We start from the raw sequence: 20,875 nt of genomic DNA on the forward strand, positions 1-20,875 counted from the left end.
GTTTCCACAAAGATTATTTTTTATTTAAATATCCCAAATTTCATTAGCGTATTCTTTTATTGTTCTATCTGAAGAAAACTTACCAGCATTTGCAATATTCTTTAATGATTTTCTTGCCCATGACAAACTATCCCTATATTCTTTGTCTATTTTTTCATGTGCTTTTACATAGGAATGAAAATCTTTAAGAACAAAATAAGCATCCGGTTTTTCATTTTTATTTGCAATTAAACTATTATAAATTTCTAAGAACATATATGAACCATTGTCATTAATTATATCTGATTTTAAAATATCCACTGTTTCTTTAATAACTTCATCATTTAAATATAATTGTTCAGGGTCATAGGTGCTTTCAATTTCCTTTAATTCCTCTACTGTTGCTCCAAACACAAAGTTTGAATCTTCACCGGCTTCTTTGAAAATTTCAATATTTGCTCCATCATAAGTTCCCAATGTCAATGCTCCGTTTAACATGAATTTCATGTTTCCAGTACCTGAGGCTTCCTTACCTGCTGTTGATATTTGTTCTGATACATCTGCTGCAGGATAGATTTTCTCACCATATGAAACTCTAAAATTTTCAACAAATACTACCTTGATTTTCTTAGATACAATAGGATCGTTGTTAACTAATTTAGCAATTTCATTTATGAATTTAATTATGGACTTAGCTCTAAAATACCCTGGAGCTGCTTTACCTCCAAAAATAAATGTTCTTGGAACTATATCAATTTCAGGATTGCTTTTTATTTTATTATATAAATAAACAATATGAAGCGCATTTAGTAATTGTCTTTTATATTCATGTAATCTTTTTACTTGAATATCGAATATTGAATTAGGATCAATATCTACCCCTTCATTTTCCTTAATATATTTTGCTAGTCTTACTTTATTATTATACTTAATTTCATTAATTCTTTTTAAAACTGTTTCATCATCTAAATATTTTTCAAGCTCCTTAAGTTTAGATAAATCTAAAATCCAATCATCACTACCAAGTAGCTCAGTTATATAATTAGATAATTCTTTATTACTATAAACTAACCATCTTCTCGGTGTAATTCCATTTGTTTTGTTTAAAAACTTACTTGGATATAATTCATACCAATCCTTTAATGTGTCTTTTTTAAGAATTTCAGTATGAAGTTCTGCAACACCATTTACCTTAATTGATGTTCGTATAGCTAAATTCGCCATTCTTACAGTACCCTTAGATACTATTCGCAATTCTTCTATTTTTTCATTTGTATATTTTGATTCTTTTAATTCTGCTATAAATCTTCTATCTATTTCCTTAATAATTTCAAAACATCTTGGATTTACAGTTTCTACAATATCTTCACTCCATTTTTCCATAGCTTCTTGTAAAATAGTGTGATTTGTAAAAGCAAATACCTTTTTAGTAATTTTCCAAGCTTCTTCCCATGACAAGAAATTTTCATCTAATAAAAGTCTCATTAGTTCCGGAATTGCCATAACCGGATGAGTATCATTTAATTGAAATATATGATACTTGCTAAAGTCTTTAAACTTTATATCCAATGGGAAATGTTGCTTATATTTACTTACAATATCTTGTATTGATGCAGAAACGAAAAAGTATTGTTGTTTTAATCTTAAAATTTTCCCTGCTTTTTGGCTATCATTTGGGTAAAGTACCCTTGTAATGTCCTCTGCTCTATTTTTAGTAGACATGCTGTCATCATAAAGGGAATTATTGAATTTAGAAAAATCAAATCCGTTAATAGCTTCCGCTTGCCATAATCTTAAGGTGTTAATATTTTTATTTCTATATCCTATTACAGGAGTATCGTAAGGTACAGCAAGAACTTTTTGATCTTTAAAATTGACTATTTTTGTTTCCGCTTGTTTTCTTAATGACCAAGGGTCTCCTAAGGCTGTCCAATCATCGCCTTCTTCCATTTGAAAACCCTGATTAAAATACTGTTTAAAAAGACCTTGGGAGTATCTTACTCCATAACCTTGTAATGGTAAATTTTCAGTAGCAGCCGATTCCATAAAACAAGCAGCAAGTCTACCTAGTCCACCATTTCCTAAAGCTGGATCCTCTTCCATTTCTTCTAATGCTGAAAGAGAAATTCCTAATTCTTCCGCCACTCCTTCTGCTTCATGATTTAACCCGTAATTTAAAATATTATTTCCAAATGATCTACCTATTAAAAATTCTGCTGAAAAATAATAAGCATTTCTTCTATCTTTATTTTTTTTAGTGGTTTTTGCCCAATCTTCTTTTATATCATCCATTATCATAATAGATGATGCTTCATATTTTGCTTGAGGACTAACCTCATCTATAGTTTTTCCCGTTTTGTATAAAACTATGTCCTTTATTTGTTCAACTATTCTGTCTTTCTCCATTATAAATCTCCTAGTTTCTTTATATTTATATATTCTTTAATATTTATATATTCTTTATATTTATATATTTTTTATAGCTTATTAGTTATATTATAAACAGTTTCCTTTGTATTGTATAATAAATCACTATTTATAATATACTTAATTCGAAAATAGTGCAATATTAAAGACTTAATTTGAAAATAGTATAATGTTATAGTATTATTAACATATTCTTAGATTGGAGATTATTAAATGCAAAAAAATATTTATGTTATTTATGGTGGTATTAGTGTTGAACATGAGGTTTCACTTTTAAGTGCCACTAATGTAATTAACAGTTTAGACAGAAATAAATATAATGTTTACCCTGTTTATGTCAATAAAGAAGGAAAATGGATTCCTTATGGTAAATGTGATAAAAAAATCGAGGATTATAAAGACCTATTTGTTGAAACTGAGCTTTCTTTAGCAAATTCAATAAGTCAATTTTTAAATTCTTATTACAAAGAAAATGAAGATAATGTAATATTTCCAATTATCCATGGAACCTATGGAGAAGATGGTGTATTACAAGGCTTTTTAGAAATGCTAAAGGTACCTTATGTAGGAAATGGAGTTCTTTCGTCAGCCTTATGTATGGACAAGGCCATAACTAATCAACTCTTTGAAGAAAATAATATTCCTCAAGCAAAATATCGTCTATTGGTAAAGGAATACTATGACGAAAATGACGAAGAAAATATCAACTCTATTATAGAATACTTAGGACTTCCAATTTACGTTAAACCCTGTAATGCAGGATCATCAATTGGTGTAACTTGTGTAAAAGAAAAATCAAATATATATTCAGCAATTGAAACTGCCTTTAAATACGATAATAAAATACTGTTGGAAGAAGCTGTTTTTGGAGATGAATTACAAATTTCTGTTATAGGAAATGAAGAGCCTATTGCCTCCTTACCTGGTATTTCCAGAGTTCAACAGGAGTTCTATAACTATGAAGGCAAATATTTTGATGATAATACAATTCATATAGTACCCTTCGAATTAGAAGAAGGAGAAACGGAATTTGTTCAAAACCTTGCAAAAAAAGTATATACTACATGCAATTGTTCAGGACTAGCAAGAGTGGATATATTTTTAAGAGATAGTGATAGAAAAATGCTGGTAAACGAAATAAATACCTCGCCTGGTATGACTAACCACTCAATGACAACTATGTTGTGGAAAGTAACAGATAATTCTGAATTTTCAGATTTACTTGATAGATTAATAGCTTACGCTATTAAAAGATACGAAAAAAATAAAACTTTAGTTAAGGAAATATAGAATATGATAGAAAAAAATCTAATTGATATTGCAAATATGTGCTCAGGAAAAATATATAATGTAGCCCATAATGAAATACCTATTAAAGGAATTTCCACCGACTCACGTACTGTTGAAAGGGGAAATTTATTTATACCTTTAGTTGGTGATAATTTTGACGGCCATGAATATGCTCTTTCAGCTATTGAAAAAGGAGCATCAGCTATACTTTGGGAGAAAAAAAGATTTTTACCAGACAATAATATTCCAGTAGTTTTAGTTGATGATACTTACAAGGCCATGATAGAACTTGCTAAAAATTATAGATTGTCTTTAGATTGTAAAGTTATTGCTATTACAGGTTCTAATGGAAAAACAACTACAAAGGATATTTTATCAAGTATATTAAAGGAAAAATTTAAAGTACAAAAAACTCAAAAAAACTTTAATAATGAAATAGGTTTACCTAAAACAATTTTAGCATTAGATGAAGATGCAGAAGTTGCAGTACTTGAACTTGGTACTGAAGATTTTGGAGAAATATCTTTCTTAACCGATATTTGTAAACCCGATATAGCCTTAATTACAAATATTGGAGACTCTCATTTATTAAAATTAAAAACCAGGGAAAATATTGCCAGGGCTAAACTGGAAATTTTAGAAGGCTTAAAGGCTGACGGCATATTCTTTTATAATGGCGATGATGTTACATTAAAAGAAGTTGTAAAAGAATTTATTTTACCGGAAAGAACCTTTACTTATGGACTTAACCAAGATAATGACTATGTAATAGAACCTTTAAGCTATGACGGTTCTGGAGTAACTTTTTCCCTAGAAGATCATCTGTATACCGTTCCACTACTTGGAAATCATCAAGTTTATAACGGTGGTATTTCCATTATTATATCTGAATTCTTTGGACTTGATTATTCCACTATAGCCAAGGGTTTAAAAGATATTAATTTAACAGGTATGCGAAACGAATTAATTCACCTTCCAGGCTTTGATATTTTAAACGATAGCTATAAATCAAATCCTCAAAGTTTGGATTCCTGTTTAGATATTGTCTATACTTTAAAAAATTATGACAGGAAAATTGCAGTAATTGGGGATATGTTGGACTTAGGTAAAAATGAAGTTGTAATACATGAAAAAATTGGAGAAGAAATAAATCCTGATAAAATAGACTTTCTCTTCGTTGTCGGAGACCTAGCCTATAATATATTTAAAAAAGCAAAGGATAATTTTCCTGAGGACCACGCTTTTCACTTTGACAGTAGAGATGAATTAATTAAAACCCTGACTAAATATATAATTCCTAATACCCTTGTAATGGTAAAGGCTTCAAGGGGTATGCGTCTGGAATATATAGTAGAATCATTAAAAGAATACTCTAAACTATGATGATATTTATAGATGGAGATAGTTGTCCTGTAATAAAAAACACAATAAAGATTGCAAAAGAAAATAATATTGAAACTACCATTGTTAAAGATTATAATCACCAATTAAATATAGACTATGGCAATATAGTAACTGTTTCACAAGAGCCGGATGCTGCCGATATTTACATTTTAAATAATATATCAAAAAAAGACATACTTGTAACTAACGATATTGGACTTGCTTCAATAGCTTTAAGTAAAAAAGCTAAGGTCATTGGTTTTAGTGGTAATATAATCAATAACAATAATATAGATTTTCTTCTATTTAATAGACATATTAATAAATTAAATAGAAAAAACAACATTTTCAATACTAGAATTAAAAAAAGAAATAAAAATGATGACTTAACTTTTGAAAAGTCTCTTTACAAATTAATAAGTGAAGCTTAAAACAGAAGTATTTTTCAAAAAAATATTTCTGTTTTTATATTAAATATAAAATTATTTTGAAAAAAATTAAATTTTTTTATATAAAGCTATGCTTTTAGCCTTACAATATTGTATAATATGTAAATACAATAAAAAGAAGGAGCTTTTAACAATATGCTAATAGGAGTTTTAAAAGAAATAAAGAATAACGAAGATCGTGTAGCATTAACACCTGCTGGTGCTATGGCATTAGTTAATGCTGGACACGAAGTATTAATAGAAAAAGATGCTGGTTTAGAATCAGGTTTTCCAAATAAAGAATATGAAGAAGTAGGAGCTAAAATCATAGATAATCCCGAAATAGTTTGGAACACTGAAATGGTTATAAAAGTTAAAGAACCAACAGAAGAAGAATATAAATTTTTACGTGAAGGTTTAATTTTATTTTCCTATTTCCATTTAGCCCCTAACAGTGAATTAACCGATGTTTTTTTAGATAAAAAAATTACAACCGTTGCCTATGAAACTGTACAATTACCTAATGGTAGCCTACCTTTGTTAACACCTATGTCCGAAGTTGCAGGACGTATGGCAACACAAATTGGTACTCAATACCTTCAAAAAACAAATAAGGGTTCAGGAATCCTTTTAGCTGGCGTTCCCGGTGTTGAACGTGGAAAGGTAACTATTATTGGCGGTGGTGTTTCCGGATTAAATGCAGCTAAAGTTGCTATAGGACTAGGAGCTAGAGTTACAATATTAGATATAAAAACCTCTCGTCTAGCAGAGCTGGAAAACATTTTTGGAAATGGAATCCAAACACTTATTTCCAATCCCTATACTATAAAAAAATCCGTTGCTGAAGCGGACTTAGTAATAGGTGCAGTTTTAGTACCTGGAAAAAGAGCACCTATACTAGTAACTGAAGAAATGGTAAAAAGTATGAGACCCGGTTCTGTTATTGTCGATATAGCAATTGACCAAGGTGGAATTTTTGAAACTACAGACAGGGTTGGAACCCATGACAATCCAACTTATATTAAACATGGCATAATTCATTACGCTATTACAAATATGCCTGGAGCTGTTCCACGTACTTCTACCTACGCTTTAACTAATAGCACATTACCATATGCTTTGGAAATTGCTAATAAGGGAATACTAAAAGCAGCCTCGGAAAATTCGGCTATTTATAAGGGAGTAAACACAATTAATGGAAAATTAACAATTAAACAAGTAGCTGATGACCAACAAAAAATATATACACCTTTATCTAGTTTATTATAAGATAGATTCTAAAATTAAATGCAACACCTAAAATAAAAAGGGGCTTTTATCTTTATTTGATAAAAGCTCCTTCTTTATGGGATTTTTCATTAAATAGTCTTGATGAAAGAAAACCGAAAAAGAAGAGTGATTCAAGATAAAAATATTTACTAGATAATAAACCCCTAAAGGGCACAAGGTGAAATCAATTCTATATAGTAAAAGATTTGTTACTCTCTTTTACAATATTCAACACAAATCAAAGCACCAAGACACAATAGATACCGTTTAAAAGGACAAATAGACGGTATTTTTCATTAGTTTCTTCACTTCGAGGAAAGGCTAGAAAATAAAGAAGACTTACGCTTATCCTAATGTTATAATGATGTAAAGCTAATCACATAAAATAGACCGTCTAATCGCTATCATTACAATTCTTTTATAAAAGTAAGGGTAACGCATTCACAATTAATAGTAATTACTTACTCTAATGGATACTAAGTTACAGAAATACAATAAAGGTTATAAAACTCTTGAGTAAGTCGATAAAGTTTACCTAAATGCAAAAAACATATTAGACCAATGTAAGTAATGTAATATACTGTTGTTATGTCTAAAAAGAGAGGAATTCATTATGAAAAAGGAAATTTCTATTTTTAAAAGACCGGAAAAACTTGCCGGATATGATATTGAGCAATACATGAAGTATTGTGGCAATTTATCATGGTATGATTTTGTTACATCCATTCCATCATTGGTATTCGTTGTTACTGGCTGGAAATCGAACGGAAAGGAAAATGCCTGTCTACACTCTTGGTCTAGCTTTATGGGAAGCGGAATTGACAACTTTATCTGTATTTTGGGAAAAGTCAATAAAGACGGACATATGTATCAATCACTAAAAGAAACAAAAGTCTGTGTATTAAATTTCCCTTCAAATGATATTTATGACCGATGTGTTAAAACAATTAATAATAATCAGTTTGAAACAGATGAAATCACCGCATCTGGCTTAACGGCAGAGAAAGCCTCAAAAGTCAATGCACCGCAAATCAAGGAATGCTTTTTGAATATAGAATGCGAATATTTATGGGAACATGAACTTTTCGAAGGAAGTAAAGAAGTGGCGATTGCAGTGAGAGCCGTCAATATTTGTATGGATAGCCAGCACTATGACCAAACTAAACTAGGCAGATACGGAAAGAAAGGTTTTTTATTTTATATTGACCAACCTACCAATCCGGAAACAGGAGAAATAACTCCCTTCGGACCTGGAATATTGGAGCAGGGCGACCCAATTCCCTAGATTACAAAACAAATAGAATTATCTATTCATTTATTTCCAATAAAATAGTGCTGACGAGTTTTATTCTCATCAGCACTATTTTTATTACAGAACCTTTTTAGATGTTATAATTGATTATCTTAAAATACTTACAAGTTAAACCTGTCTAAATTAAGTAATCCTTCTTGTTTTGCAATTACAGTTGAGCAAACAGCATCTCCTGTAATATTAATAGCTGTTCTAGCCATGTCCAGTATTCTGTCTATTCCCATTATTAAAGCGATACCTTCTGTTGGTAGTCCTACAGAGCTTAATACCATAGTCAAGGTTACTAGCCCTACTGAAGGAATTCCTGCTGTTCCAACAGATGCTAGTGTAGCTGCTAAAATAACTGTTCCATAATCAGCTATAGTAAGGTTTATTCCATAAGCCTGTGCCATAAAAACTACTGCAACACCTTGCATTATTGCAGTTCCATCCATATTTATAGTAGCACCAAGAGGAATTGTAAAAGATGATACCTTTTTTGAAACTCCCATTTCTTCCAATTTATTTATATTAAGTGGAATAGTGGCGTTTGAGCTTGCTGTTGAAAAAGCAAAGCCCATAACCGGAGCAAATTTCCTTAAAAACTTAAATGGATTTACCCTAGCTAATATAAATAATAATACCAAGTATACTAGGAATAATTGTACTCCCAATCCGGTTACTACTGAAATCATGTATTTAAATATTGGTGTAATAGCGTCTAAACCTATATTTGAAAAAGTTCTGGTTATTAAAGCAAATACCCCAATAGGAGCAAATTTCATAACAAACATTGTCATTTCCATCATTATATCGTTTAATTCCACCATTATATTGGCAAAACCCTTTGCTTTTTCCCCTAATTTTGCAAGAATTACCCCTACAATTAATGCGAAGATAATAATTTGCAGCATTTCTCCGTTAGCCATTGCGGATATTGGATTTGTCGGAATAATATTTAGAATGGTTTCCCTCATATCCATACTTTCTACAACTTCCCCGGTTCCCGCTTCCGGCAATGGTAAATTTAAATTCAATCCAGGATTTATTATATTAGCTACACCTAGGGCTATAGCTATAGCTAAAGCCGTCGTTACAAGGTAAAATGCCATGGTTTTTATTCCAATTTTCCCAAGCTTAGTCGTGTCTCCCATACTCATACTTCCTGTAACTAAAGAAGCGAATACAAGTGGTACAACAAGCATTTGCATTCCTCTAATAAACCCTTGCCCTATTACATAAAATACTCCCTCTACAATATATTCACTAATAAATTCACTAGTCGAAAATTTATTTATAATAATTCCTAGAATTGCTCCAGCTATTAATGCTATAAATATTTTACTGGTCAATCCTAATTTTTTTCTTTCCTTCTTTTCCATTTTCTCTCCCTACTTATTAATATAGTCTTTTAATGCATCTTCCCATTTAGGAAATTTATAGATATTTGTAATACTTAAAAGAAAATTATCCAATGCTGAATAACTTGGTCTTTTGTTAAAATCAAGATGATTGTCTACTTCTTCTACATCAGCCTTAATATTAGCTAACTCTAATACTTTTTCAGCAAATTCTTTTCTACTACATTTTCCTTCACAGGCAGTATGATACAAGCCATAATCGTAGGAATCTATAATCCTTAAAATAAATTTAGCAAGTTCAGTTGAACTGGTTGGACTTCCTATTTGATTTGAAGCCACAACTACCTTCCCATTTTTCTTACCTTCTTCAATAATGTTTTCCACATATTTATTTCCCCCTCCATACAACCAAGAACTTCTCAATATGAAGTATGTGTGGGAAAACTCTTTAATATATTCCTCACCTAAGGCCTTTGACTTTCCATATACGGTTTGAGGATTAGTTAAATCATATTCTCTATAGGGTGTTTTACTATCCCCTCCAAATACATCGTCTGTTGATAACTGAATAATTTTTGCATTAATTCTATTAGCAGCTATTGCCAAATTTTTAGCCCCTATGGCATTTACCCTAAATGCTGTTTCTATATTTTTTTCACAATTATCAATATCTGTTAAACCGGCACAATTAATTATTACATCCGGTCTATTAATATCGACAAAAATATTTACCCTTTTTGAATCTGTAATATCTACTTCATCAATGTCTGTTGCAAATATTTCATAATCCATTGGATTTAATAACTTAGTTAGTTCTCTACCAATTCTTCCATTAGCTCCTGTTATCCAAACCTGCGTTCCATAAGCCATAATATTCTCCTCCTTTAATTACAATATAATGTTTATTATACAATAAAATCAATTTATATAATAATTTATATATTAATTTATTTATATCTGGTAAAATCTATACTGTAATTCAGTAAAGTGGGAGGAAGTATGAAATTAGAATTAGTTAATATTAACAAGAGTTTTTCCGGAAAACATATATTACATGATGTTAATTTTTCTATTGAAAGTGGACGTGCTATGGGCTTTCTTGGAAGAAATGGCTCTGGAAAAACAACAACAATTAGAACATTGATGGATGTTTTTAAGCCTGATTTCGGTGAATTTATTATTGATGGTAAAAAATTCATAAGGGAAAATTATAAAATCGGATATTTGCCTGAAGAAAGAGGACTATATGGAAAAATAAAAATAATAGACCAGCTAGCATATTTAGGCGAACTAAAGAGAATGTCCTCTAAAGAAGCTAAAAAATCTGCAGAATATTGGGTAGATTATATGGGCCTTTCCGAATATGGAAACAAAAATTTAGAAACCTTATCAAAGGGAAACCAACAAAAGATTCAAATTATACAGGCTGTTATAGATGACCCTGATATTGTTATATTAGACGAGCCCTTTAGCGGACTTGACCCGGTTAATTCTCAAATATTCAAGGATTTAATTAAGGAGCTTATAGCTAAAAATAAGCTGGTTATTTTTTCAAGTCACCAAATGGGTTATGTTGAAGAATTTTGCGACGATATTACCTTTATAAAAAATGGTCGTATTATTGAAACCGGTGATTTAAATGTATTGAAAAATAAATTAGGTGAAAATAAAATTAGACTTAATATAAAAAATCTTGGTCCTGACCAATTAGAAAGAAGCTTAAATGAAAATAAAAATATAAATATTTCCTATGATGACAAATCGGCAATTATTGAACTTATAGGCAATTATAAACCTATGGAACTTTTGCAGGATATATTGAATAAAGATTATGAAATAGATCTGTATACAAAATATACCCCTTCATTAGAGGATATTTTCATAAAATTAGACAAGGAATATAATTTTGATAATGAAGGAGGAAATAATTAATGAGAGATTTATTTTCGGTTTTTAAATTTGAATTTTTAAATAGATTAAAACAGAAATCCATAATTTACACAACTTTAATTTTTGCAGTATTAGTCCTACTACTAACTTTTATTCCAAGATTTTTTGATGTTTTTGATTCTTCATCAGTTGATTCTACAGAAAATGCTGTTGAGAATATTGAAGAAAATGACGATTTGGACAAAATTGGTTACGCTATTAATAATAATGTAATAGATGAAAGTATTGTTGGAAATCTTATTTATTTTGGAGAACCTATTAAATATAATTCTGTAAAGGAATTAGAAGAAGCTGTTAATAATGAGGAAATAGAATCCGGATATTATTTTGAATCAAAAAGCTCCTTTAAGGAAATAGTTAAGAACATTTCACTATACAGCCAAAACAATATACTGGTTCAAGAAGGTTTAAATAAGGTACTTAGGGACGAACAACTTGCCTCTGAAGGAATTGACCCTATGAAAGTCGATTCCGCTTCTAACCAGGAAATATCCTTTGAAATAGTTAATTTAGGAAAAAACGGTATAACCGGTTTTATATTTGCCTATGTTGGAATGTTTATTGTATATATGGTAGTTCTTCTATTTGGTAATTCTGTAGCGACTTTAGTAGCTAGGGAGAAAAATGACCGTACAATGGAAATACTTATTACCAATACTTCTGCTAAAAACCTAATTGTTGGTAAGGTATTTGCTTCAACATTAACTAGCTTTTTACAATTATTTATTATAATAGTAGCAGGCTTTCTTGGTTTTACAATTAACAAATCCTACTATCCAGCAGAAATAGTAGAATTGTTAAAGGAAGGACTTAGCTTTGAAGCCATTGCAGTTTTCCTATTGTTTATCGTATTAGGATGTTTAATGTATTTCTTCTTATACGCTGCTTTTGGTGCCTTAGTTAGTAGGGTTGAAGATGTAGGAAATGCAACAGGACCAATACAAATAATATTTGTTGCAAGTTTCCTTGTAACCTCTTTTGGAATTCAAATGCCTGAAAGCATGGTTATGAAAATTGCATCTATTATTCCTTTTTCATCACCTATGTCATTTTTTGTAAGATACACAATGACTGAAGTTCCTATATATCAAATGCTACTTTCTATTGCCCTATTAATAATAACGACAATTATTTTAGCCTTTATATCTATAAAAATATACCGTATGGGAACTTTAAATTATGGAAATAAAATGGGATTTTTTAAAACAGTAACAAAATTATTCCAAAAACAAGATTAAAATTATATAAAGGAGTTATTATGCTTTTATATACATGTCAAGATATTAAATCATTAGAATTAATTGAAAAAAACGGAAGATTTATTAACAAGAAAAAATATATAGAAGACCATTTTGACGATATTTCCGATATTTTTCTTAGATGTTATGATTGGTTTGTAAAAGAAGCAGATAAAATAGTTTCCAAACCTTCTGATGTAGAGTATCCAATATGGTGTAGTACAAGTGTTGAAGCTACTTTTAGGCCTACTGAAACAGAAATAGTCTATATACTCGATATTCCTGATGATAAAATTATACTCTTTGATGGTGGTAAATGGGACTATGTTCTAAATCTTATTTATCTTCCGAAAAATGAAGAGGATTTAATTAAATACAGGGAAAAACTTAAGCTAAAAGGCATAAATAACCAATACGATATTTTTCATAGTAATATTTCAAATTTCTACAAGGAAGAACAAGAGGAAATAGTATCGAGTTGGCATCGAATTTTTGATATTAAGGACTCTACAAATTTTTCTTTACAGGGAAATATTTGGGAAATAAAAAAGGAAAATATTCTAGAAATAGTAGAATATGGCAATAGTATTCCTATGAAATACTATTTAAAGGAAAAAAATCTAAGTATATAGTAAAAAAAGGAGTGGATATCATTTTATATGAAATTCATTCCTTTTTTTCTTATATACTTATCTAAAAATCTATATATTCTCTTTTATTAACATTACTCTCATAGCATTTAAAACAGCTAGTAAGGCTACACCTACATCTGCAAAAACAGCCATAGACATATTAGCATATCCAATTACACCTAAAATCATAACTATTATTTTAACCCCTAGTGAAAAAACAATGTTTTCTATAGCTATGGTTTTTGTTTTTTTAGAAATTTTCATGAATAGAGGAACCTTATTCATTTCCTCTCCCATAATTGTAACATCGCTGGATTCTATTGCTGCATCTGACCCGAATTCCCCCATTGAAATGCCTACATCTGAAAGTCTTAAAACAGGTGCATCGTTAGTACCATCTCCAACAAAGGCAACTTTACCTTCTGCTCTATTTTTTATATCTTCAAAATTATTTACCTTATCCTGTGGTAATAATCCAGCTTTAAAACCATCTAGTTCCAGTTTATTGGCTATATCTTTAGCTACTTCTTCCCTATCGCCTGTTAACATCAATAATTTTTTTACACCAAGCTCTCTTAATTCCTTTAATGATTTAACTGTATCATCTTTAATTGAATCATTTATTTCTATTGAGCCCATATATTCTTTTCCAACTGCTAAATATAAAACTGTTCCAATAGAATTTACTTTTTCCGGTTTTATACCATTTTCCACCAAAAGTCTTTCATTTCCTAAAAGAACCTTTTGATTATTTAATTTACCTGATATTCCCCTACCTGGAACTTCTGTAATATTTTCAATATTTAAATCCACTTCTTTTGTATAGTATTCCTTTATGGATTTTGCAATAGGGTGATTTGAATGTTCCTCTAGTTTTTTGGCTATTTTTATAATTAATTCTTCGTTATTATTTTTACCTATTATATTAGTAACCTTAAATTCTCCCTTTGTTAAAGTTCCGGTTTTATCAAATATAATTGTGTCAACTTGGGACATAGTGTCTACATAATTTGAGCCCTTTATTAGTATTCCATGTCTTGAACCAACACCAATTGCTGCAAAATATGTTAGTGGTACTGATAAAACTATTGCACAAGGACAGGAAATAACTAAAAATGTTAAAGCTGTATATATCCAATCCTTAAAGGCAGCACCTGTAATAAGTGGTGGTAAAACTGCAATTACAGCTGCTAAAACAACTACAATTGGAGTATAGTACTTAGCAAATACAGTAATGAAGTTTTCTGTTTTAGATTTTCTACTACTTGCATTTTGTACCATTTCAAGTATTTGACTAACTGTTGAGTCCTTGAAGCTTTTTTCAACTCTTGCTTCTAAAACACCCTCACTGTTAATTGAACCGGAAACCAATTCATCACCGATATCTACATATACAGGAATGGATTCACCGGTTATAGATGATGTATCCAAGGAGGAGCTACCTTTTGTTACAACGGAATCTACAGGAACTTTCTCACCAGGTAAAATTTTTATTATATCTCCTACTTGTAATACTTTTGGATTTACTTTTCTCACAGTATCTCCGGTTACTAAATTACCAAAAGTAGGTTTCATTTTAACTAATGACTTTATTGATCTTGTAGATTTATCAACAGCTAAATCCTGTAAATATTCTCCTACAGAATATAGCAACATAACCTCTATACCTTCTGTTATTTCCCCAATAAAAATTGCTCCCAAACTAGCAATTGACATTAAAAAGTTTTCGTCAAAAACTTCCCCTTTTAAAATATTTCTTAACGCTGTATATAAAATTTTATAACCTACAATTATATATGAAATTATTCCTATAACTATTGATGCAACTATATTCCTGTTTTTTAAAAATATGGATATAAGTAATAAAGCTGCTGATACAATCATTTTTGCAATTTCAAATTTTGAAGAGTTATCTTTCTCCTCTTCAACTTCATCTATATCGTAATCCTCTTCTAAAACTTCAAAACCAACATCCGGCTCTATTCTTTTTACAATGTTTTGAGCCTCTAATAAAACTTCTTCCATTTCCCCGTCTGCTGCCTCTATTAATAGGGTCTTATTTATAAAATTTAAATTAGCAAACTTAATCTTAGGTAAACTCTTTATTTCCCTTTCAATTTTTCCTGCACAATTTGCACAATTAAGTCCCCTTAAAAATACAACCATTTTCCCACCTACTCTCTTATATGATCTAAACCACTACTAATTATTTCTTTAATATGGTCATCATCTAATTGATAATATATTACCTTTCCATCCCTACGGTTTTTTACAAGCCTTCCTTGTTTCAATACACGTAGTTGATGGGAAATAGCCGATTGACCCATATCTAAAATAGTAGCTAAATCACTTACACATAATTCTTCTTCCTCTAAAGCAATTAATATTTTTAATCTTGTTGAGTCGGCAAATAATTTATAAAAGTCAGCTAAATCATAGATATCTTCATCAATAGGTAAATTTTCAAAAACCTTTAATGAAGTATCCTTATCTATGAAACTTCCATTTTCCGACAATATTTTTTTACAGTTCATAAGTCACCTCATTTTAATATATGAATACTTGTTCATTTGTTAATTTAATTTTAATATATTAATTTCACTTTGTCAATATCTACTATAATTATTTTTATATATATATTTTTTGCATATTTTTTTAAATTATAATATAGTTTTAGAAGGAGGACTTTATGAACAAAAAAATAAAACGATTTTTAAGTTATTTAATGATTTTTTCATTATTAATTTCAATTCCAAGTATTTCCTTGGCTAATGAAACTACTAATGATAATGGTAGTCAACCAACTACTTCAACTCCCATAATTGGAAAACCAACTACAACTATTTATCAAATGAAGCAATGGGCTAAAAGTAAAGGCGCTAATCAATTATTTATAGATTTAGCAAATGATTTTTATAATATATCCCTTGCAAGAGGTGTTGATCCGGCTGTAACCTATACTCAATCAGCTAAGGAAACCAATTTTATGAAATTTACAGGTGTTTTAGATGCAAGTTATAACAATCCATGTGGAATGAAAAATTCTGCTGGCGGTGGTGACTATGACGGAGAAGCTCATAAAAGGTTTAATTCTTGGTCTGATGGAATTTATGCTCAAGTAGATCACTTAGCATTGTATGCCGGAAAATCCGGTTATCCTAAATATTCTGCAGATTTGCATAATTGGTATCTTGAAGAAGGAAACGGAAACTCTTATAATGTTACAGCCTTAAAGAGAAATGGAACTACTACAGATCCTAGACATTTTTCATCTATTTTTGGTAAATGTCCAACTGTTGAATCCCTTGGTGCAAATTGGGCTCCTAGTGAAACATATGGTGAAGATATAGTAAAATATATGAATGAACTTTATACTTTTCCTTATTCAACAGTTATACGATATGCAGGTTCAGACAGGTATGAAACAGCTAAGCTAATAAATAAGGCTGCAGGAGTATATTCAAGTACAGCAATAATTTCTTCTGGTCAAAGTTTTCCCGATACAATTATTGCATCTATATTAGCTGGTCAATTAGAAGGAAAATTATTTATAAATAAACCAAATACAGTTACTTCAGAAATTAATTCTGCAGTTGAATCCGGTAGCATTAAAACCATATATACTGTTGGCGGAAATGCTTTACCAAATAGTTTTAAAAATACTTTGAAAAGTAAGGGTATTGAATTAATTAATTTAGTAGGACCTAACAGATATGACACATCTGCTTTAGTTGCTGAAAAATCAGATAATAATTCAAAAGTGATTTTAGCAAATGGTAACATCTTTGCCGATTCCTTAAGTATGACACCGGTAGCCTTACAAAATGATTATTCTTTAGTTTTAACAGACGGTAATAGAATAACGGATTCTGTAAGAAAGGTTTTAAATAATGCAAAGGAAGTTATTATAGTAGGTGGAACAAATACCATAAGTGCTTCCATAGGTGATAATCTTAAAAAGTCAGGTAAGAAAGTATCCCGTATTTCCGGTACAGATAGATATGCAACATCTATTTCAATAGCTAACTCATATTTTAAAAACACGGATTTCGTTTTAACTGCTTCTGGTAATAACTATGCAGATGCTTTAATGGGAACTACTTTATCCAATAGACTTAAGGCTCCTATCATATTGGTTAATGGAGATAAACTATCAAACTCTCAAATTAATTATTTAGAATCTAATAAAATTAATACACTATATATACTAGGTGGAAATAGCTCTATAAGTAAAAAACTTGAATCTAATATTAAAAGTCTTTTAGATAAATAAAAAAATCGATATTGCAAGGCAATATCGATTTTTTTTATTAAACAAACTGTTTAACGACAAAGTCCTCAGCCACCAGTTGTTGGCTGCTGTCTAATAAATTTCTTATCTATAAATTTTTTAAATTCTTCAAAAGTTCCCTTGGTGAAACCCGATTTTTTTATTATTACACCCTTGGTTTTATCTACCATAAGGTACATACTTTCATCATCTTCCAAAACACTAACTATCTCTCCAAATTTTACCTTTCTTTCTTTATTATTTTCAAAAATATTCATATGATTGAAGGTAATCTGTATAATTTTTTCAGAAAGTATGTTTTCTTGATTTCTTATATTTTTCAAAGTCCTAGGTACAGTTATAAAATAAGCCAATAATCCTACAATGGCTATCCCACCTAAAACAGCACTAAATATTTTACTATTATTCCTATATTCCATAATTGCGAATATTACACCTGCAACAGTTACAAATAATGCCGATATTCTCGAACCTTTAGTTATTGTTTTTACATATTTTTTTAATGATTTATCATCAAAATCGTACTTATTTTCAAATAATACTTGATTGCTCATAATTTTTTAACTAAACAAACTGTTTAATTAAATTCCTCAACCTCCTTTTACTTCTATTATTTCCTCTGTTTTTACCTTTTTATTTATGAAATCATAAAATTTGTTATAACTTCCTTTAACAAAAGACTTCTTCTTTACTATTATTCCATCCCTACTAGAAATCATAAGATAAAAAGCATCATCTACTTCTAATACCTTCTCAATTAATTCATACCTTATATTTTCTTTATTTTCACCAACTGTTAATATTAAATTAGTATTATAAAATTTTATAATATATTGTAAATTAAGATGTCTCTTTTTTACCAAATACCTAACTATATAAAAGGACATTCCCATTACAAATATACTTACAAGCAATAAAATAATACCAATAATCTCTTCTTTGGCCCTTAAAAATAAAAATCCAATAATTATTCCAACAATTCCTATTGTAAAAAGTATAATCTTATATTTTGCAAATATTAAATTATAAAACTTTTTCAAATCTTCTTTTTTTAATATATATTCATTTCTATATAAAAGTTCCGGTTCCATAAAATCACCTTCTATTTCTTACTCTTTTTGTAGGATATGTTCTTATAAATAATTCTCTTGTTTAAATAAAAACCTAACTATATCTTTTTATATTATTAAAGCAATTATATTGATTTTACCCTATAGTTTTTCTAATAAACAAAAATACACTATTTAAAATGGTCAATTTGCTTAAATAGTGTATTAAGTTTTTTTATTTAATTGTTAAAAAAAGGATACCATCTTCAGTATAAAAAACATTGTTATACCATTTGCTAAAAAAACTGAAATAGTTGGTATTAAAATATTTTTTGATTTTCTAAATGCCCAATATAAGGGAATTTGACCTAATCCACCTATAAGTATATTGTGAAAAACAAATCCGTTTACCGGTGTTGTTGTTAAAGCTCCTGCTATTATACTTGAAAAAATATAGGTAAGAAACATTATTATCTTTTTGTTTTTTGGTATTAGTTTGCATAACAGTTGATACATGGCGAAAAATATCATTATATTTATTATTTGATGTGCAAAATATATGAAAAAATAATATATTGAAGTAATAATAAACAAAGCTATACTTTCAAATTGAGCTGCTTCTAAAGTATTTGTTATGTCTATTTCAAATGAATAGGGAATAAATTCCGCTATTATATTTCCTATATTTGTAAAAATTATAAATAACAGCCCATATAAAATAATATACCAAATATTTCCTAGTCTTGGTTTTGCAAATAATCTTTTTAGTCCATGAAAACCACTTGCCCAAACTACACCTAAAGTTATCAAAGACAAGTATACAAAGCCCGTTAACAAAATAATAACAATATCACTAATGCCTGAATCAAATAATAAATTCGCCTCTGCCCTTGCTATTATTTTAGTTATGGGATTTATTGTATTAAATAAAAGATAGGTCAACCACATTACAGAAAAGACTTTTATCCATTGGTTTATGGTTAATCTATAATTGTTTTTAGAAAAAAGATAAGGCCAGTCTACAGACTCTTTACTAGTATACTTATTCATTACTTACCTCCTCCTCTAAAACCAATCTAATAAATCCCTCTAAATCTATTGAAATAATTCTATCTATTTTATTTTTACTGGACTTACGATATTTATTTGCTGCTGATTCAAATACCATATATAAATATCCGTCATTTTCATAAATTTGTTCTAAGTGGGATGGCATTGTAAACTCTGCCAAGGCATCTGAACTATGATATATGCTCTTATTTAAATCCTTATTGAAAATATATAACTTAGATTCCCCCGGTCCATAGGATTGAGCTAAAATACTATAATCTTCAAAAAAGGCTATACCTTGGACTTTTTCTAAGGTATCTTCACTGGAAATTGCATCTGCTAATATATTGAATTTATCTATTAAATTTTCAAAAGAGTATTGTCCTTCTACTTCCCCATCTTCATTTAGTAAATACTGTTTAACACTACCCTTACCTAAAGGATTAAAGAATCCAACATAAAGGGCATCTTCAAAATATGTTATATAGGAAGCTCTACTAATATTATTTAACAATACCCTTTGATTATATTTAATAGGTTTATTCTTTTTATTAAAATCATATTTTTCAATATCTTCCAATTTAATTGAAAAAATTTCCGCCCTGTTCTTTCTTCTTCCACAAACCCAAAGTTCCTTAGATTTATGATTATAAGCTATTCCACCAACATGAGGTTTACCTTTTAAGACAATTGTTTTAATTAATTCATTTGTATTAATATCCTGCACATATAAAACAGAATTATGAATACCATGACTATCATATGCTGAAGTTATTAAATAATCTTCTGCAATAGTAACTCCTTGAGGAGTCATGGAAGTGCACATTTCTGTTTTTTCATTTAAATTATTTAGTGTTTTAGTTGCTTTTAATCCTGGCATAACGGGAATATCACTGTAGTCTATAGTTGCCTTATCATTATTAACAATATCTTCAAATAAAGTCAAATCATTTACCTCAGGATATTCTTGCAAGGTTTTTGCAAATATTTCTTCCGAATATACAGGATCAGAATTTGTTTCAACTAAATTTGTTTTTGGCTCATATGTATATATTTCAATATTAGCTTCACCCCATCCAAACACTAATAAAAATATTAATGTTAAAACAAAAGTAGCTATTAAAATAAATATACTTTCTTTATTTAACTTTCTATCCAATATAATTCCCCTTAAGTTTTAATATACTAACAAAATATAAGGGCATTAATATTGGTTAAAACATTCAATACTTAGCCC

At 29.3% G+C, this 20,875-nt stretch carries 18 protein-coding genes; 9 read left to right on the plus strand and 9 right to left on the minus strand.

The genetic code is table 11. The annotated features are described in order from the left end of the window. Positions 1 to 24: 24 nt before the first annotated feature. Positions 25 to 2,385, minus strand: coding sequence for a glycogen/starch/alpha-glucan phosphorylase (locus tag JFY71_RS03210; protein ID WP_243661607.1), 2,361 nt, complete (start codon positions 2,383 to 2,385; stop codon positions 25 to 27). A gap of 234 nt (positions 2,386 to 2,619) precedes the next feature. Between JFY71_RS03210 and JFY71_RS03215 the strand changes: the two genes are divergently transcribed. From JFY71_RS03215 to JFY71_RS03235, 5 genes are all read left to right on the plus strand, one after another. Continuing rightward, entirely contained in the window at positions 2,620 to 3,696 is a 1,077-nt protein-coding gene (locus JFY71_RS03215; RefSeq protein WP_243661608.1) for a D-alanine--D-alanine ligase family protein, read from the plus strand. 3 nt (positions 3,697 to 3,699) lie between these two features. After that, complete coding sequence (locus JFY71_RS03220) at positions 3,700 to 5,079, plus strand: UDP-N-acetylmuramoyl-tripeptide--D-alanyl-D-alanine ligase (protein ID WP_243661609.1); 1,380 nt, start codon at positions 3,700 to 3,702, stop codon at positions 5,077 to 5,079. Beyond that, a complete protein-coding gene (locus JFY71_RS03225; RefSeq protein WP_243661610.1) occupies positions 5,076 to 5,510 on the plus strand; it encodes a DUF188 domain-containing protein in 435 nt (144 codons plus the stop codon). The genes JFY71_RS03220 and JFY71_RS03225 overlap by 4 nt, the downstream gene beginning before the upstream one ends. Before the next feature lie 153 nt (positions 5,511 to 5,663). Next, positions 5,664 to 6,776 (plus strand): alanine dehydrogenase, encoded by a 1,113-nt coding sequence (gene ald / locus JFY71_RS03230; protein ID WP_243661611.1) that lies wholly within the window; start codon positions 5,664 to 5,666, stop codon positions 6,774 to 6,776. Between the two features lie 613 nt (positions 6,777 to 7,389). Continuing rightward, the gene (locus JFY71_RS03235) at positions 7,390 to 8,061 is read left to right on the plus strand and encodes a flavin reductase family protein (protein WP_243661612.1); all 672 of its coding nucleotides are present in this window, start codon (positions 7,390 to 7,392) and stop codon (positions 8,059 to 8,061) included. A gap of 128 nt (positions 8,062 to 8,189) precedes the next feature. On the opposite strand, the gene JFY71_RS03240 is transcribed toward JFY71_RS03235, so the two are convergent. Together JFY71_RS03240 and rfbD are read right to left on the minus strand one after the other, a co-directional pair. Then, positions 8,190 to 9,449 carry a dicarboxylate/amino acid:cation symporter gene (locus tag JFY71_RS03240; protein ID WP_243661613.1) on the minus strand — a complete coding sequence of 420 codons (1,260 nt, stop codon included), beginning with the start codon at positions 9,447 to 9,449 and terminating at the stop codon, positions 8,190 to 8,192. 9 nt (positions 9,450 to 9,458) lie between these two features. Continuing rightward, entirely contained in the window at positions 9,459 to 10,298 is an 840-nt protein-coding gene (gene rfbD, locus JFY71_RS03245) for a dTDP-4-dehydrorhamnose reductase (RefSeq protein ID WP_243661614.1), read from the minus strand. Between the two features lie 129 nt (positions 10,299 to 10,427). Between rfbD and JFY71_RS03250 the strand changes: the two genes are divergently transcribed. The 3 genes from JFY71_RS03250 to JFY71_RS03260 are packed head-to-tail and all read left to right on the plus strand — an operon-like array spanning position 10,428 to position 13,248. After that, positions 10,428 to 11,360: an ABC transporter ATP-binding protein gene (locus tag JFY71_RS03250; RefSeq protein WP_243661615.1), complete on the plus strand. Its 933-nt coding sequence runs from the start codon at positions 10,428 to 10,430 to the stop codon at positions 11,358 to 11,360. Beyond that, on the plus strand, positions 11,360 to 12,616 hold the full coding sequence (locus JFY71_RS03255; protein ID WP_243661616.1) for an ABC transporter permease: 1,257 nt from the start codon (positions 11,360 to 11,362) through the stop codon (positions 12,614 to 12,616). The genes JFY71_RS03250 and JFY71_RS03255 overlap by 1 nt, the downstream gene beginning before the upstream one ends. A 20-nt stretch (positions 12,617 to 12,636) precedes the next feature. Beyond that, positions 12,637 to 13,248 carry a DUF3841 domain-containing protein gene (locus JFY71_RS03260; RefSeq protein WP_243661617.1) on the plus strand — a complete coding sequence of 204 codons (612 nt, stop codon included), beginning with the start codon at positions 12,637 to 12,639 and terminating at the stop codon, positions 13,246 to 13,248. Positions 13,249 to 13,317: 69 nt separating this feature from the next. Here the strand turns inward: JFY71_RS03260 and JFY71_RS03265 are convergent, their stop codons facing one another. Both JFY71_RS03265 and JFY71_RS03270 read right to left on the minus strand, forming a co-directional pair. Continuing rightward, positions 13,318 to 15,414 (minus strand): heavy metal translocating P-type ATPase, encoded by a 2,097-nt coding sequence (locus JFY71_RS03265; protein ID WP_243661618.1) that lies wholly within the window; start codon positions 15,412 to 15,414, stop codon positions 13,318 to 13,320. Positions 15,415 to 15,422: 8 nt separating this feature from the next. Next, positions 15,423 to 15,782: an ArsR/SmtB family transcription factor gene (locus JFY71_RS03270; RefSeq protein ID WP_243661619.1), complete on the minus strand. Its 360-nt coding sequence runs from the start codon at positions 15,780 to 15,782 to the stop codon at positions 15,423 to 15,425. Between the two features lie 155 nt (positions 15,783 to 15,937). Between JFY71_RS03270 and JFY71_RS03275 the strand changes: the two genes are divergently transcribed. After that, on the plus strand, positions 15,938 to 17,521 hold the full coding sequence (locus JFY71_RS03275; RefSeq protein ID WP_243661620.1) for a cell wall-binding repeat-containing protein: 1,584 nt from the start codon (positions 15,938 to 15,940) through the stop codon (positions 17,519 to 17,521). Positions 17,522 to 17,586: 65 nt separating this feature from the next. Here JFY71_RS03275 and JFY71_RS03280 read toward each other — a convergent pair whose 3' ends face one another. From JFY71_RS03280 to JFY71_RS03295, 4 genes are all read right to left on the minus strand, one after another. Then, positions 17,587 to 18,093 (minus strand): YcxB family protein, encoded by a 507-nt coding sequence (locus JFY71_RS03280; protein ID WP_243661621.1) that lies wholly within the window; start codon positions 18,091 to 18,093, stop codon positions 17,587 to 17,589. Between the two features lie 36 nt (positions 18,094 to 18,129). Continuing rightward, the gene (locus tag JFY71_RS03285; RefSeq protein WP_243661622.1) at positions 18,130 to 18,630 is read right to left on the minus strand and encodes a YcxB family protein; all 501 of its coding nucleotides are present in this window, start codon (positions 18,628 to 18,630) and stop codon (positions 18,130 to 18,132) included. Positions 18,631 to 18,834: 204 nt separating this feature from the next. Then, complete coding sequence (locus tag JFY71_RS03290; protein ID WP_243661623.1) at positions 18,835 to 19,638, minus strand: hypothetical protein; 804 nt, start codon at positions 19,636 to 19,638, stop codon at positions 18,835 to 18,837. Further along, positions 19,631 to 20,797 (minus strand): YncE family protein, encoded by a 1,167-nt coding sequence (locus tag JFY71_RS03295; protein WP_243661624.1) that lies wholly within the window; start codon positions 20,795 to 20,797, stop codon positions 19,631 to 19,633. The genes JFY71_RS03290 and JFY71_RS03295 overlap by 8 nt, the downstream gene beginning before the upstream one ends. Positions 20,798 to 20,875: the final 78 nt, after the last annotated feature.

The organism is Miniphocaeibacter halophilus (assembly GCF_016458825.1).
Lineage (GTDB): Bacteria > Bacillota > Clostridia > Tissierellales > Peptoniphilaceae > Miniphocaeibacter > Miniphocaeibacter halophilus.

Bases quoted from the DNA above. Each gene is read 5' to 3' on its own strand.
- JFY71_RS03260 (WP_243661617.1), top strand. From the start codon at position 12,637: ATGCTTTTATATACATGTCAAGATATTAAATCATTAGAATTAATTGAA.
- JFY71_RS03220 (WP_243661609.1), top strand. From the start codon at position 3,700: ATGATAGAAAAAAATCTAATTGATATTGCAAATATGTGCTCAGGAAAA.
- JFY71_RS03240 (WP_243661613.1), bottom strand. From the start codon at position 9,449: ATGGAAAAGAAGGAAAGAAAAAAATTAGGATTGACCAGTAAAATATTT.
- JFY71_RS03280 (WP_243661621.1), bottom strand. From the start codon at position 18,093: ATGAGCAATCAAGTATTATTTGAAAATAAGTACGATTTTGATGATAAA.
- JFY71_RS03235 (WP_243661612.1), top strand. From the start codon at position 7,390: ATGAAAAAGGAAATTTCTATTTTTAAAAGACCGGAAAAACTTGCCGGA.
- JFY71_RS03210 (WP_243661607.1), bottom strand. From the start codon at position 2,385: ATGGAGAAAGACAGAATAGTTGAACAAATAAAGGACATAGTTTTATAC.
- JFY71_RS03270 (WP_243661619.1), bottom strand. From the start codon at position 15,782: ATGAACTGTAAAAAAATATTGTCGGAAAATGGAAGTTTCATAGATAAG.
- JFY71_RS03275 (WP_243661620.1), top strand. From the start codon at position 15,938: ATGAACAAAAAAATAAAACGATTTTTAAGTTATTTAATGATTTTTTCA.
- rfbD (WP_243661614.1), bottom strand. From the start codon at position 10,298: ATGGCTTATGGAACGCAGGTTTGGATAACAGGAGCTAATGGAAGAATT.
- JFY71_RS03225 (WP_243661610.1), top strand. From the start codon at position 5,076: ATGATGATATTTATAGATGGAGATAGTTGTCCTGTAATAAAAAACACA.
- JFY71_RS03290 (WP_243661623.1), bottom strand. From the start codon at position 19,638: ATGAATAAGTATACTAGTAAAGAGTCTGTAGACTGGCCTTATCTTTTT.
- JFY71_RS03265 (WP_243661618.1), bottom strand. From the start codon at position 15,414: ATGGTTGTATTTTTAAGGGGACTTAATTGTGCAAATTGTGCAGGAAAA.
- JFY71_RS03250 (WP_243661615.1), top strand. From the start codon at position 10,428: ATGAAATTAGAATTAGTTAATATTAACAAGAGTTTTTCCGGAAAACAT.
- JFY71_RS03285 (WP_243661622.1), bottom strand. From the start codon at position 18,630: ATGGAACCGGAACTTTTATATAGAAATGAATATATATTAAAAAAAGAA.
- JFY71_RS03255 (WP_243661616.1), top strand. From the start codon at position 11,360: ATGAGAGATTTATTTTCGGTTTTTAAATTTGAATTTTTAAATAGATTA.
- ald (WP_243661611.1), top strand. From the start codon at position 5,664: ATGCTAATAGGAGTTTTAAAAGAAATAAAGAATAACGAAGATCGTGTA.
- JFY71_RS03215 (WP_243661608.1), top strand. From the start codon at position 2,620: ATGCAAAAAAATATTTATGTTATTTATGGTGGTATTAGTGTTGAACAT.